The 13,722-nt window shown below is 59.5% G+C and carries 11 protein-coding genes; 1 reads left to right on the forward strand and 10 read right to left on the reverse strand.

The window, feature by feature from the left end; genetic code table 11:
• Positions 1 to 291 precede the first annotated feature (291 nt).
• The 6 genes from FBY30_RS01210 to FBY30_RS01235 all read right to left on the reverse strand — a co-directional run bounded on the left by FBY30_RS01210 (position 292) and on the right by FBY30_RS01235 (position 9,049).
• Positions 292 to 1,158, reverse strand: a complete 867-nt coding sequence (locus tag FBY30_RS01210; protein ID WP_200830610.1) for a phosphoadenosine phosphosulfate reductase family protein — start codon at positions 1,156 to 1,158, stop codon at positions 292 to 294.
• Complete coding sequence (locus tag FBY30_RS01215) at positions 1,148 to 4,684, reverse strand: hypothetical protein (protein ID WP_142130804.1); 3,537 nt, start codon at positions 4,682 to 4,684, stop codon at positions 1,148 to 1,150. The genes FBY30_RS01210 and FBY30_RS01215 overlap by 11 nt, the downstream gene beginning before the upstream one ends.
• The gene (locus FBY30_RS01220; protein WP_142130805.1) at positions 4,681 to 5,631 is read right to left on the reverse strand and encodes a DUF4007 family protein; all 951 of its coding nucleotides are present in this window, start codon (positions 5,629 to 5,631) and stop codon (positions 4,681 to 4,683) included. Before FBY30_RS01220 ends, FBY30_RS01215 begins: the two co-directional genes overlap by 4 nt.
• Positions 5,628 to 6,815: a cysteine desulfurase family protein gene (locus FBY30_RS01225; RefSeq protein WP_142130806.1), complete on the reverse strand. Its 1,188-nt coding sequence runs from the start codon at positions 6,813 to 6,815 to the stop codon at positions 5,628 to 5,630. The genes FBY30_RS01220 and FBY30_RS01225 overlap by 4 nt, the downstream gene beginning before the upstream one ends.
• A gap of 88 nt (positions 6,816 to 6,903) precedes the next feature.
• Entirely contained in the window at positions 6,904 to 7,104 is a 201-nt protein-coding gene (locus tag FBY30_RS01230) for an Lsr2 dimerization domain-containing protein (protein WP_142130807.1), read from the reverse strand.
• A gap of 1,528 nt (positions 7,105 to 8,632) precedes the next feature.
• A complete protein-coding gene (locus tag FBY30_RS01235; RefSeq protein WP_142130808.1) occupies positions 8,633 to 9,049 on the reverse strand; it encodes a hypothetical protein in 417 nt (138 codons plus the stop codon).
• 683 nt (positions 9,050 to 9,732) lie between these two features.
• Between FBY30_RS01235 and FBY30_RS01240 the strand changes: the two genes are divergently transcribed.
• Positions 9,733 to 10,206 (forward strand): GNAT family N-acetyltransferase, encoded by a 474-nt coding sequence (locus tag FBY30_RS01240; protein WP_160141442.1) that lies wholly within the window; start codon positions 9,733 to 9,735, stop codon positions 10,204 to 10,206.
• A 6-nt stretch (positions 10,207 to 10,212) separates the two neighbouring features.
• On the opposite strand, the gene FBY30_RS01245 is transcribed toward FBY30_RS01240, so the two are convergent.
• The 4 genes from FBY30_RS01245 to FBY30_RS01260 all read right to left on the reverse strand — a co-directional run bounded on the left by FBY30_RS01245 (position 10,213) and on the right by FBY30_RS01260 (position 13,683).
• Positions 10,213 to 10,737 (reverse strand): hypothetical protein, encoded by a 525-nt coding sequence (locus tag FBY30_RS01245; RefSeq protein WP_142130810.1) that lies wholly within the window; start codon positions 10,735 to 10,737, stop codon positions 10,213 to 10,215.
• A 263-nt stretch (positions 10,738 to 11,000) separates the two neighbouring features.
• Positions 11,001 to 11,315 carry a DUF4230 domain-containing protein gene (locus FBY30_RS21150; RefSeq protein ID WP_142130811.1) on the reverse strand — a complete coding sequence of 105 codons (315 nt, stop codon included), beginning with the start codon at positions 11,313 to 11,315 and terminating at the stop codon, positions 11,001 to 11,003.
• 70 nt (positions 11,316 to 11,385) lie between these two features.
• Positions 11,386 to 11,700 carry a hypothetical protein gene (locus FBY30_RS20760; RefSeq protein WP_200830611.1) on the reverse strand — a complete coding sequence of 105 codons (315 nt, stop codon included), beginning with the start codon at positions 11,698 to 11,700 and terminating at the stop codon, positions 11,386 to 11,388.
• A 570-nt stretch (positions 11,701 to 12,270) separates the two neighbouring features.
• Positions 12,271 to 13,683: an amino acid permease gene (locus tag FBY30_RS01260; RefSeq protein WP_142130812.1), complete on the reverse strand. Its 1,413-nt coding sequence runs from the start codon at positions 13,681 to 13,683 to the stop codon at positions 12,271 to 12,273.
• Positions 13,684 to 13,722: the final 39 nt, after the last annotated feature.

Here is a 13,722-nt window from a genome sequence, read left to right on the forward strand (position 1 = left end):
CGGCGTAATTGCCACTCCCCTGGCTGCAGTCTCCATAGGCGCCTCTTCTCAGCTACCGCGGAAGTGTGATTCTTCGATAAACCGTGAAAAGGCCTGTAGACGTCTATTAGTCGTCCTCTAACTCCTCCATAAAGCGGGTAGGATCCTCCGCGACTCTGCACCGAATTCTATGGCTACGGCAAAATTCGCCCCTCCATACGTAAAGGTTGCAACCGGCTTAAGGCCTTCTGGTTTCCCGATTAGGTCTGATGGCCGTGACGAAGTGCGCTGATACTCATCAATACATTCATTCTAGATATGGCAAACCATGCAAGCATCGTCCCCGCCGTCCTCTGCTAGCACGTCATCGAGAAGGTCAACGAGCGGCAAGTTTGTCCGCCGGCGGGCAGCTTTTTCCATGGCAGCGGCATGCTTTTCCTTAATTTCATCAGCCCGATCCCGCAACTCGGATAGAGTCTCCCCCTGCGACCACGTGTATTGCCGGTCCTTCATCGCCGTGTCTTCGAAGCCTTGCTTGTTTTCATAAGCTATTGCCTCTTCGTACAAGTCCGGATGGCGCTCTGAGAGACCGATCCATTCCGACTTACGCTGGAAAAAACAAAACGAGCAGCCGCTGCGTGTACGCCATTCATAGTACTCAGGCAATCCGACGCCTGCGTCGTCGAGGATTTTGAAGACCTGCTCCTTGTTAATGCCGTCTTCTTTGAAGGGGAACACCGGGCGGATGGTCGACTTAGTGCTTATGTATCCACTTCGGTTCTCATCAGCCCGAATCCCAATATAGGTGTACGTCGGCGAGTCCCCTAGCCAGGCCTCAAGCGGCTTGATTTTGAGCATTTTCGTACACCAGCGCATCTGAGGGCTGGGGAGCGCACCACCATAAACCTTCAACCAGTGATCAAAACCGCGCTCGGAGTTGAGCCGCGCGATGGGTTTGCCAAGCACAGCCTCCAGAGCTGATAGGTACTCATAAGTCTCCGGCAACTCAGCGCCCGTATCCGTGAAAAAATACTCTAGGTTCGGGATTCGGTCCTTGAGATAAATTGCGAGGGCCGCACTGTCCTTACCGCCGCTGATACCCAAAACGTGACGAGCACCGGCGTCGGCCATAGCCTCGTCGACTGTAGCGCTTGTGATATTCAGCTTGTCAGTAGCCATTCTGAGCCTTCCTGTCCAGTGCCTTGTCGACACCATGATCCAAACTAGCTTTCAACTCCGGTGTGCTTCGAAGGACTCGTTCGACGAGGAGCGCCGTCAGACCATCCCGTCCGTGCGGACCTCCTACAAGTTCCTCCGCGCGCGCCAATACTTCCTCGACAAGACCGGTGAGCGCTTCCGCCGTACCGTCGTCATAGAACACCACACGACTATTCTCGTCTCCCTCTGGAGTAGTAAAGGACAAGCGCCTCGCAGTGAAAGGAGCTTCCGTCGAACTGGCCTTCGCATCGAAGTGGAGTGCCTCAACGCGGTGAAAGGCACCGACCGTCTCAGTCAAAAGGGACCGGAATCGTTTCCGATCATCGTCAAGCCACAGTTCGACCGGCTTACCAGTCAAAGTCAGCCCCATACGGCCCAACCAGCCTGCATCGTCCGGGGACTCGTCCGCCGCGTTGAAGATGAAGGCCTGCAGCTTAGGATTGAGCACCCGACCTTCCAGCGGTTCGGACCTAACTTGGAGAGCCTTCCGCAACGCCGACACGTCCGCCGGCCGATCGAAAGCGACAGCCAGAAGATCTCGGATCTCCAAAAGTTGCCCCTCGTAGGCACCCCGCAGCTCCTCCAAGGAGGCCTGGAGGGCCTCCTTGAACCTCGCAATGGTCTCCGGCGTTGGATTCTGCCACTCCGCAGCTTCGAACCCACAGGCTCTCGGAAGTTCGACCAGCAACAGTCGATCGGGTTCACGTGCGTCGAGCAGAGCAGATCGCACAGCAAGTGCCCGCCTCGACAGGCTGCTAGTGCGTTTGGTGAAAGTAGGCATGCTTCGCACGAGATTGAGTAGGGGCGCTGCAACGGCAAGCACGGTCTCGTTCCGGAGGTTCCGAGCCGATACCGGACGCAGCCCACCGACACCGAGGGAGGCAGTCGCAGCCGAGATGGCAGAGAGAATATTCACTCGATTGCCCTGCGTGCTGAATGATTTGAGAGCAAACCGCCGTGGTCCCTTTACGAGGCGTTCGACGAGGTCAGCAGTAAGGTTCGGCTGGAAAGAGCCATCTTCATAGATAGCCACGTCGTCACTTCGCTGAAGCAGGTAGGCGACGAGTAGGACGGGAATGGGGCCTTCCTTCAACCCTATGGGAGGCGCCATCAGACGCCCATACAGATGGTCGATCGTCACTGGTGAATCGCTCGCTGCGTCGATGAACTGAGCAATCGAACCCCACACGTGCTGTAGCGAGCCGTTGAAGCCCGGCCGGCCGAACGCCCAGCCAGCCTCGCGCTCGGAGTGCAACCCAGTGTGCCTGAGAACCGCCTCATACATTGCACGCTCTGGCCCATACCCCTCAAGGCCGAGTCGCTCCTGGTCGCTGCGCTCAATCATGGCCTCGATCAGCTCTCGGCGAGCCCTAGCTCCTTGACTGGTCAGCTCCCGACGACCGATCATTTCGTTGCGAATGTGTGGACTTTGGCTGTAGGCCTCATCGCAGACATCGGAAAGGAGACGCGAAAGTCCGTGCGGGCAAGGCAGCGGGTCGCCAGTACTGCCGTGCGAAATCACACGGAATTCGACGTCATCTGCTCCGGGCCGGAAAGTATCCGCCAACGCCCCGGAGAGCCGGTTTCGTGCATCGGCGACGCGGTCCTGGAGCTCGCGCCGGGCGACGTAGTCGTCCATCACCTCCTGCTGATCTAAAACGGAAAGCGCGGCCGCCACCTCAATTGCGGCGTTCCGAACGCGGTCGGCGCGCGCGCTGGTCACCAACACCGTCGGACGGGGATCGGAGCCTACCTCCAACTGAGCCGCAGACGTGGCCGTTCCAAGGTGATAAACAACTACGCCATCTGCGGGGTTGTCCTTCGACAAGACCGGCATTGAGCGCGAACCATCGTCCGTGTAGCTGACAGAGAAGTACCGGAGCATGCCCACGTGCTGACTGTGTCTTGCCGCGATTATTGGGGTGTCGGAGTGGAGACGAGCTAGCAGATCAGCGGCATTGATACTGCGTAGTTGTTCCCGCGCGTCAGCCACCCTCCCGCGCAGGTCGACATCGCTTCCTTGCCAAAGTCTGTACTCATCAGCGAATGATCGGAAGGTCAGGAAGCCGCGACTCTCCAGGTCATCCAAACGAGTCCGCCAACGCGGATGCGCTGGGCCTGACGGGTCGCTCAGAGCGAAGGACACCAGGTCCGGCGACGCACGCAACCCAAGGGCGCTACCCATCAGGTTGAGAAGGCCGACGGTCTTTAGGACCGCAATATCCTGCTCATCCAGGTTCGCTGCCTCACGTACGCGTTCGTGAATCTCTCGCCAACGGCTCCCACCGACGCTGAGTGCCATCGCCTGGCCGGAGCCAGCAAAAAAGTCGAACAAGTCGCTGAGCGCGATAGCTGGAAGCGGCTCAGATTCGTGTGGAATTGGCCGAGACTCAAGGAAATTCCTCGCCGTCCCTGGTTCTGCGCTGGCGAGGAAAGTGAAAAGGGTTCGGCCGTGCTGACCCAGCTGACCGCATAGCTCAGGCAAGGCCAGCAACGCGATAGGGTGAAGTGGATAGCATTGCTTTACGGTGTCTGCGCCACCGGGAAGATGGTTGGCGATGCCTACCTCCCGAGCCGAAGCGAACGCCGCTTCAGCCCAATCTCGACGACGGTCGGCGAGTGCTGGTGAGAGTCCGCTGCCATCCAAGGCACCGGCCACTAAGCGCAGCGATTGCTCAGCAGACTCAAGAAACGACACGTCCTCGAAGCGCCCCTGCACTTTTCCCCACTCACGTCGCTGCTGAGCAGAGGCTTGACGCACGTAGTCATCGAATGCCAAATGCTGCAGCGTGAAGGTGAAGATCGGGGCCCCGCTTTCACCCGTCGCCTGTTCGGCAAGTTCCTGAAGAACAAAGAGGTCAGCCGACGCATCGGAGTCATCAGTTGCTCGCGAAGCGAAGTGCTCAAGCGTCTTGCCAAACTCGTCCAACACTAGGAGAAGAGGTGCTGCGTCGGCAATAACGCGAGCAGCCGCAGCAATCGACCGGGCAGACTTCGACGCATGCGCCGACGCCAGCGCTTCGGAGATGCCGCTCGGCTTGCGTTTCGGCCACCGGGCCTGCGTCCCCTTGACAAGTGCCCTCAGCAGGCTGTCAGCCAACGGCTCCTTTTGACAGGTGATCGTGGCCAGAACAAAGCCATCGGTGGCGCCTAGCGCCGCACGAGCATCGACCAGCGCGCGGTGCAATGCCTGGTCTGCGTCCCGTAGAGAGCACTCGGCGGTGTCCCGCAGTGCCCCCGAAGGACCAAGCAGTGTCCGTAGAAAAAGGGCGAACGAACTCTTGCCCGCCCCGTACGGTCCCGTGAGAGACCACGCCCGCCCCGCGGCTGCGTCGTTCATTGAGTGAACGAGACGACGCAAAACCTCAAGCGCGCGACTCGTAGGAATGTAGTGCCCTGCCTGCTCCTGGTGGGCTTCCAAGTTGGCAGCTCGGAGGTATCGCTCCTTGGGGCGAATTTGGTCACCCAGCCTCGATTCGGCGGTCATACTGCCTGCTCCTGGCTCGCGCGGTAGTAGTTATTGATGATCTGGTCACGAAGAGATTCGACGTCGCCATCAACAATTAGTTGTCGAAGGCCAGCGGGTTCGGCCACACGCATCTGCGGTACGGACTTCACCGCCTCAATTAGGACGTCATACAAGTTGCTCTCGGTCAGTCGGAAAGCCCGCCCCGGAGCACCCGGGTCACCGGCCAGGCGTGCCACGCTGATCGTGCGCTCCTTTGTCCCGACAGCGGTCAGAAAGTCGAGGCAGGCGTATGCGACGATCGCTGCCGGGAGAGACGGCTTCGGGCCGGTAACAAAACGCCAGCTCCTGGCCTCCCCGGCTGCGGGAGAGATCAGTCCTAGCTGCCGCGTAGGGCAGTCGAGTATGTCGTCCATGCTCTGACGACCAGTACGCCGCACCCCAAAGGTACGCAGCAAGCAGTCCACATCCTTCTTAACCGACGACTCCATCACGCTCTTCCAGCCTGCGGCGGCCGTTAGCTCGACGACATGGTCCGTCAGCTGGTACTCCTCGAACTGCTCGTGAGCAAAAAGATTGAAGGCGGTCCACCAGACCGGCGCCATGCACGTAGGGCCGAGCAGCTTCCAGTGCAGGAGCCACAAGCTGGCAGGATCTTCCAGCCACGGATCCCACCCGTCCTCCCCCAGTAGCTGTCGCCCGAAGACTGAGGGCGTGAGATGCGGCGTACGAGGACGTTTTTCATTTGGAGTAGTCTCCAAAATCTTGTACGCCTGACACCAGTACCGGATGGCGTTGACCATGTTCTTACCGACCCCAAGATCAACTGTGGCGTTCGGCTTCGAGAAAGCCTCGGGATCCGCTAGGGCAGCAGTGAATCCTTTTCTAAGCCATCCGAACCGCAGGTGAAAAGTCTCGTGCCGCGCGAAGGCTGGCTCGGCCGCTGCTCCCAGCAGTGCCCCACTCATGATAAGAACCTTTCTTCGGACTTAGGACCACCAAGCAGGTGGACCAGCTCAACGTAACCACGCCCCAACTCTCCAATTGCGGCCTCGACGTCCTCGTTTGTTGTGTACCGACTCAAACTCAAGCGAATCGAACGTGAGGCCTCCCAATCGGATACACCCATAGCAAGGAGGACTGGAGACGGTCCCGGCGCACCAGCATGACAGGCACTACCAGTTGACGCTGCCAACCGAGGCAGACGCGCCAGCAACGCCTCGGACTCGACACTCTCCGACCAGTTGATACCGACTGCCACGTTCAATATCCCAGGAAGACGCCGAACCGCATCGGCACCGTGTTCGACAAGATCACCCACGCTCGATTTGAGGCCAACAAGCAATTTCCGGCGCAAGGCTCGCACCGCCTCGGCGGACTCGTACCCCGATGACAAGGCAAGTTCCGCCGCGGCGCCAAACCCCGCAATGGCCGCGGAGTTAGCTGAACCGCTCCGAAGACCCCGCTCCTGACCTCCGCCCGTCAATTGCGGGCGAAGACGATTTCGGGCCGTCGGACGCACGATCAGTGCCGCAGCTCCCTGCGGCCCATGCATCTTGTGTGAGCTGACTGTCACCATGTCGCATTCGTCAAGGATGGAGTGCGCTCCCCAAGCCATGAGTTGACTCGCATCCGCATGGACGAGCGCTCCAACCTCATGCGCGCGCTCAACGATCTTGTCGAGCGGCTGAATGACGCCCGTCTCGTTATTGGCTGCGTGGACCGACACGAGAGCTGTGTTCGATGAGAGGACCGCCTCCAGCTGATCGACGTCGATTTCCCCAGTCTTCCCTACACCAAGAGCGTGCGAAGTGCCATGTTCGGAGGCGAGTTGCTCAACGGTTGCAAGCACTGACGGGTGATCAGCCACCGATGTGACGATATCGCACCTACCGGATCGACGGACCAATCCCCTTAGCGCGAGGTTGTTCGCTTCAGTTGCACTTGCGACGAAGGTGACGCCGGCGGGCCCCACGCGTAACAGCTCGGCAACTGCCTCCCGAGCACTGTCGAGCAAGGCTGCCGCGGCCAACCCGGCGGCATGTGATGCACCGGCATTGCCGGTCTGCTTCAACGCCCGAACCGTCGCCTCCAAGGCTTCTGGAGCGATCGGGGTCGACGCCGCAGCGTCCAAGTAAATCAGGTTAGCCATGTCGCTTCCTCTGTCAGCTGCGAGCCCGTTGTGGCCCACGAATCAAATGCTAAGTTCGAGCACCGACAGAATCGGAGCGCGTTCGTCCTCAGCCCGATGACAGATGACGAGATCGTATGCGCCGAGCCCCTCCTACATAGATGTACAAGGTGGATCTGAGCTCGGCCGCATGAACTGCCGTTAGGTCAATCTCGTAGTCAATTCCGTCGAGCGCGAAGCGCACTGTCTCGTCAGCAGCACTCGACCTGTCGAGGTCGTCCACGAGAGTAGTCAGTACACAATAAGTCACGCCTCAGTATCCCCCGGCTCAACGCCTGGGACGAAACCGACACGCGAAGCTAGCTCCATCCAGGAGTGCTGTAGTTGCATTCCCTGAGTCAGAATAGAGCGCCAGCACATCTCTAAAAGCCGCACGTCGATAAGAATGTGATCGGTTCTAAATACAAATATGCGCTAATTTACATTAGGTGCCGATTCCCGGCTTGGGCGTTAGGCATAAAGCACGCTCCTGTATACCCAAGATTTCTGGTGACATTATCCGCCTTGGCCGCAAAATTCTGGCTTCTAAACAAGCACGGATCCTGAATGTCCGAGCGGAGGATCCCTTGCCTGATGCTTGGCCGGCTTTCGATGAGGAGCTTGAAAGGCTTATCCAAGTAATAGCGTCCTCCGCAGGGGGAACCAATCTTGCCGGGGCATGCCGTTCTAAGGCCGAACCTTGGAAAACGCTCTCGGGTTGTGTCTTCAGGACGACCCGTGGCTGCCGGTGGCAGTAGAGCGAACACGGCACCCCCCGGGTTAAAAATTAGTACAGTTCAGGCGCAAATGCGTTAGAAATGGACGGAGCGTCTTGCCGGAGAGAACGGCGGGCACCGTATCTATAAGACCCTCGCTGAGCGGCTGGAACGGCTGCGGGAACGCCAGTTAGCAACGGCACACGACTCGGTTGATTTCCTTCGAGATCTGCTTGATCTGGCCCGTGACCTGCGGCAGCTGAAAAGTCGAGGACGAATCCGGCCGGAAGGTCTCGATCTGCTTCCGGACCCAAACGTTGGTGCGCCGACACAGATTTTCGAAGAGTACAAGCCCGAACGTGTTCCGGTCATGGTGGGCGAGGTGGTCACGGACATCGATGCGATAGTGCAAGAAGTGTGCTGGATTGGCTGGAAGCCAGCGAGCGTGCGGAGCTGCTGGTCGTCGAATATAAATCAACAATGAGGAAGACTGGAGCCACAGGCCACAGGCATAACCAAAACTCGACGAGGCCTCCAAGTCTCCGGCTCCGAGGTTTCATAGTTCTGGCGAGGAAAGCCAGGTTGCTGGGATTTTTAGGTCCTCGCGAATATGGGTGGCAATATCTCCAGGATTCCCTGCCGCTAACGCAAGGACGTGCTTGGCACGAGAACTCTTCTTCCGCAACCCAACGGGTTATAGTTTTCACGAAATCGACCATGTTGTCGTCGAATCGACTTCGCAACTTCTCGAAATCCTTCACTGTCTCGTCTGTAGCAGGCTCATGGTCCTTTAGATTCCGAAGCGCTCTCGCATCGAGACATAAGGCGGTGACCCAGCGACCGATTTCTGAATCGAAACCTTCATGCTCGCCATAGAGGGCAACTTTCCACCGAATGTGAGCCCTGGATGGAAGATAGGCAGTGTCAATCACTGCTTGCTCATTCACGAAAATGGCTTCGCGTAGTTTTAATACACCTTCCGATAGCTCAACTGCTGATTGAGCATGGTGGGCTTTAGAAGTTCTGGCTTCCTCATCGCGCTTGGAGGCGTCCCACAAGCCCTGCTGCTTCTCGTTGGTCCTGTTAAAAAACCCAGACCGCTGCCGCAGCGGCGCCCCCCGCTCCGATGAGCGCGCCGATGGTGCCGCTGAACAACTGCAACATCCACTCTTGTGTAAATATCCACCATCCGTCAGATGCTGGCTTTCCCTCTTTATGCGGCGGAATGGGCAACGCCCCAAGGAATGAAAACAGTGCACCAAAGGCGATGACGACCCACCCGGCAAGGATCAGTGCGTCGCGAAGTTTGCTGGGTGAGCCAGAGGGCTCGGCATCTCCTCGAGAGGTGGACGCGGTCATCGCCTGGCCGAGAGCTCCGATGAGAAGCAAAGCAGCACCTGCCAAAGCTGGTCCCTGTCCCGACATTGTCACCGCTCCCAAGACAACAATGATCGTAACGGCCGGCAGGCCAGCTTTTAGGAGCGCGAATCTCTCAGCCATTCGAACCTCCGTCAGGGGTATCCATAGTTGACCGGAAGATTTCCAAGCCGAACATTTCTTACACACCGAGCAATCATAAGAAGAGCAGACTGGTGCTACATAGACTGTCCGATGGCGAGCATGGCCTGAAGGGTGAGCTCAACCCGTCGGAGGTCACATGCCAAAAGCCAAGGGCATCTGCGCCAGGCCAGACTGCCCCGACGCTGCTGAGATTGGCAGCCGATGCCCCGCGCACAACGCCGAAGCTGAACGAGCACGTGGTAACTCTAGCCAGAGCGGCTACGGATCCGTGCAACAACAACTCCGACGAGAGTGGGTACCAAAGGTACGAGCCTGGTTCCGTCATCTGCACCAGGTGCGGAGACACCGTCCAACCTGGCGAACGCTGGGACTTAAGCGACGATGACAACGACCGCAGCAAGTACAACGCCCCCGAGCACGCCAACAGATGCAACCGCGCACCGGCAGGACGGGAGGCGCACCAACCGACCTCCTGACCCCTTCAGGGGTGGGGGGCAACCCTTGCATGCGACAGTCCTTAGAACGACCGTCGGCCTCAGTCGGCCCGGCACGGGTTAATGGCAGGGCCGTTACGGGGACGTTCGCGACTGCTGGGTTGCGGGCATGGAAGCTGCGTGCCCTATGTTCTGCACAAAGGGGACGATGTAGACGAGAATGTGGACATGCAGATCCGCGAACTACGTCCCGCCGACCACCCTGCTCTGGCCGACCTCATCCACGAATGGAAGCCGACAGTGGCAAGAGACTTAGAGTACAAGGGATTCAGCCGGGATCTTCGCAATCTCGTCCTCACGGAGCAAGACCGCCTGGTTGGCTGGATCCAGGGATGCCACAACTCCAAACTTTGGGAGCAGTTCCACTTTCGCCCGGATCCCCCGGAGGGGCCGTACTGCTCATTCGTGACCTACCTTTATGTTTGTCGCCTCCAAAGGGAAGGAGGCTTGGGAAAGGCTCTACTCGCAGAGTTCGAAATTGAGGCTGCACAAAACGGAAACGACTTTATCTGTCTAGACCCTAGCGCGGGCGCCTACGAACGGCCCGTCCATGGCTTCTATCGAAAGCAGCACTACTTTGAGGCCGGGCATCAGGCAGGGAGTCACAAACATCTAATGGGGAAGCACCTGGGGTGGGCATAAGGAAGTTTAATGGTCCTGGCGATTGCCGAAGGGGCGCATGCCACCATGCGCTTCACGGAAGCCGGCTATCATCCGGCGCTCTTCTAGGCCCGGGTCGGCAACCTGCTTCCAGCACACCAAGAACTCGTCCCGGTCCGGAAGCCGACGGAGGTCTTCGCCGCCAGCATGGTTCGTTCGTGCCCGGTAGATAAAGCCGCGGAACTCTTTGATCCGCTGCCACAGTCCATCCCGCTTTCCGGTAACATCATCCGCTTTCCGGAGGGGCGCTTTGCCGATGTACAGGACGGTGGCGGCCGGAATCCACCTAGCGGCCATCTCATCTACGGTGGTGAAGGTACTGCGCTTTGGGTGATCAGGCTTGAGGAATCTGGGTAGGGGGCACGGCTCGTGTGTGACAACGTATACTCCATGGACGTCGGCTGCTCCTCGCGGTCCAAGCACATCGGGACGCTCGATATTCTTAAGCGGCCGAGGCGCACTAAAGCCAGCCTGCCGCAGCCCCAGCATACTGAAATCATCCTGAGCCGCCATAGGCTCATTCTTACCCGGCCCCAGCACCATACTTAGCACCCTCTGGCCCTGGCACGGAGCGGGGCTTTTGCTAACGAGGACTTCACCGTATGAAGGGCTTATCGAATCCCTATGCCACGGCACAGGTCATGGCGGCAGAGCATCAAAACGCAGCCGACACGACTTACTTCTACGTCACTCGGAAGCATGGACTCTGTGTTCTCTACAGCGCGTCTGCGAAGCTCCGACTCTTCGGCGGCAGTCATCATCCGTAGTTCGGCCAGCTAGTAGTGCTCGGCCTGCTGCGGCGGTTCAAACACGTCCACGAGCCGGTCAACGACGCCACGATCGTCGCTATACACATGCGAGCGGTCGAAGTCGAGGTTAGGCTTACCCAGCTCAGCCGCCGGGAGCGTGAGTTCCACCAATATTCCATCCGATGAAACGGTGAAATCGTCTTCCCACGGACTTGACATGTCGACGTAGCGTCGAGGACGCCAGCCGCGACGTATAGTGTCCGGCGGCCGCCATGAAGTCTGCCATGGCACCGTCAGCATCGTCCGTGTCGACGGCCGTCTCAAAAGTTCCGGCTGCAGCATGGTACTCGCCAACGGCCTGGACCGATTTGAGGAGCACAGTCTAACTGTCGTCCCGGTCCGACAACGGATTTTATCGGGCTGCGCCGGCTACACTGAGTCCGGCCAGCGCAACCAATGCCATGAGACCAAGCGGCTTCACTACTTTTGATGTCGGCACTAAATTTTCCTTGTTCAGCGAGCGGCGCGGCTGCCAGCCGGCGCCAATATCCTCCGGATCCACGTCCACGACCCGAGTCAATCCTTCATCAACTACGTCATGCTCATCACGGACTCGCTTTACCAAGTGACGTATCAATAAGGCTTCATCGTCGGCTAACTGCGGGTGCTGGCTACGGGCGCTTAGACCTAGAGCGATTTCGATGACGACTGCAAGTGGGACGCCCACCAAAGTGATCCTGATCTCTATGTGTTTGCGTTGGAGGAGAAATATACCCACCACGGGCAAGCTCTTAGCCGCGAGTGAGGACCCCACCCGAATAGAAGCGCTCGATCAGAGGTCGCCTCACGGCAGGGACTGCTTTAGTTACGCCTTCACGGATCATCTCGCCGCTCTTGATGGTAAAGGCAACCCGGATAAGCTTCCACATGTCGTCGGGATCTGAGAGGTCCAGCGGGACGCAGTAGAGTACGGCGAGAATGGCCGTTTACGACCAGCGTGCCCAGAGCGGTTTGGAGAAACTGGGTCTCGTACTGTTGGCAGCTCGCGGAAGATACGCCCGCTTCATGGGACTGGTCGAAAACATGCAAGAAACGGCGAGACAGAACGGACATGATTGGACGGCTAGGGACGTTGATTTGGCCCTGTACTGGCATGGACGTAATAGGTGTCCAGCAGCTAAGAAGCTGAAGGCCTCCATGACTCACCGGCAGTCCGCCGCCGGCAAGGGGTGTGTCCGGCTAATGCCAGACGCACCCCTTCCGTCAATCAACATGCGAGTGGTCAACGGATTCTTTTTCACTCGACGAGCACGGACTGTTTGTCAGCGTCCGATGCCTGCATAGTAGCCGCGGTCTTCCTGGACCTGTGGTTCACCCAGCACCCCACCGCCAGCAGCACCACAAGTCCGAACGTGCTGAGCAGCTGCGGACGGGAATCCTCCCCGAGGAAGCCCACCGTGAAGATCGCCGCGAGGATCAGCAGGCCAAGGCCCGTCAGCCAAGGGAAGCCGGGCATCCGCAGGGGAAGCGCCGTGCCCTCGCGGTCTGCGCGGAGGCGGAGCGCCAGCTGGGCCAGGAGCGCGGACGTCCACACCAGCAGGCACGTCGAGCCGACAATATTGAGCAGAACAGGAAGAACCATCTCAGGGAAGGCCAGCTCCAGCACCACCGTGACAACGCCGAACGCAACGCTAGCCAGTACCGCAACCACCGGCACCCGAGCCGTCGATACCAAAGCGAGCCAACTCGGCGCTTCGCCGCGCTCCGCAAGCGAGAACGCCATGCGGGAGGCACCGTAGAGGTTTGCGTTCAATGCGGAGAGCAGTGCCGCGACAGCAACCAGGGTGATGGCGGTGGCCGCACCCGGCATGCCTGCAGCATCCAGCACCGCGGCGAACGGGCTCTTCAGCCCCGCCGAACCCACAGGAACCACCGCGGCGATGACGAAGATGGCACCAATGTAGAACACCAGGATGCGCCACAGAACCGTCCGGACCGCCTTCTTCACGCTGCGTGCAGGCTCAGCCGTCTCGGCCGCCGCCACGGACACAATCTCGGTGCCGCCGAACGCAAACGCCACAACGAACAGCGCCGTCGCAATCCCGGCAAAACCGCTCGGCGCGAAGCCCTCCCCCATGAAGTTGGCCAGGCCCGGCGACCGCACGCCCGGCAGCCAGCCGAACAGCAGCGCGAAGCCCACCAGGAGGAACCCGACGATCGCCGCTACCTTCAGCAGCGCGAACCAGAACTCGAACTCGCCAAAGTTCTTCACGCTGGTGAGATTCACGGCGGTGAGCACCACGATGAACACGAAGGCCATCAGCCACACCGGCAGCGCCGGGAAGATGGTGGCCAGCAGGCCGGCCGCACCGAGTGCCTCGGCGGCGATGACCACCACGAGCTGGATCCACCAGAGCCAGCCGACCGTGGCGCCGGCCACCGGCCCGTAGGCCTTGGCGGTGTAGACGGAGAAGGCGCCGCTGTCCGGGTTGGCGGCGGCCATCTCGCCCAGCGCCCACATCACCAGGATGATGAGCGTGCCGGCCAAAAGGTAGGAGATCAGCACCGCCGGACCGGCGGCCTGGATGCCGGCACCGGAGCCGATGAACAGGCCCGCGCCGATGGCGCTGCCCAGGCCCATCATGGTCAGCTGCCGGGGTTTGAGGGCCGCGCCGAGCGCGCGGGCAGACGTCGTTGTCTGGTGTTCCATGGGGATTCCTCTTACTTGTTAGGTGGAACGGAAGGAGAA

The organism is Arthrobacter sp. SLBN-83 (assembly GCF_006715285.1).
Taxonomy (GTDB): domain Bacteria; phylum Actinomycetota; class Actinomycetes; order Actinomycetales; family Micrococcaceae; genus Arthrobacter.

Bases quoted from the DNA above. Each gene is read 5' to 3' on its own strand.
- FBY30_RS01210 (WP_200830610.1), bottom strand. From the start codon at position 1,158: ATGGCTACTGACAAGCTGAATATCACAAGCGCTACAGTCGACGAGGCT.
- FBY30_RS01215 (WP_142130804.1), bottom strand. From the start codon at position 4,684: ATGACCGCCGAATCGAGGCTGGGTGACCAAATTCGCCCCAAGGAGCGA.
- FBY30_RS01220 (WP_142130805.1), bottom strand. From the start codon at position 5,631: ATGAGTGGGGCACTGCTGGGAGCAGCGGCCGAGCCAGCCTTCGCGCGG.
- FBY30_RS01225 (WP_142130806.1), bottom strand. From the start codon at position 6,815: ATGGCTAACCTGATTTACTTGGACGCTGCGGCGTCGACCCCGATCGCT.
- FBY30_RS01235 (WP_142130808.1), bottom strand. From the start codon at position 9,049: ATGGCTGAGAGATTCGCGCTCCTAAAAGCTGGCCTGCCGGCCGTTACG.
- FBY30_RS01240 (WP_160141442.1), top strand. From the start codon at position 9,733: ATGCAGATCCGCGAACTACGTCCCGCCGACCACCCTGCTCTGGCCGAC.
- FBY30_RS01245 (WP_142130810.1), bottom strand. From the start codon at position 10,737: ATGGCGGCTCAGGATGATTTCAGTATGCTGGGGCTGCGGCAGGCTGGC.
- FBY30_RS21150 (WP_142130811.1), bottom strand. From the start codon at position 11,315: ATGCTGCAGCCGGAACTTTTGAGACGGCCGTCGACACGGACGATGCTG.
- FBY30_RS01260 (WP_142130812.1), bottom strand. From the start codon at position 13,683: ATGGAACACCAGACAACGACGTCTGCCCGCGCGCTCGGCGCGGCCCTC.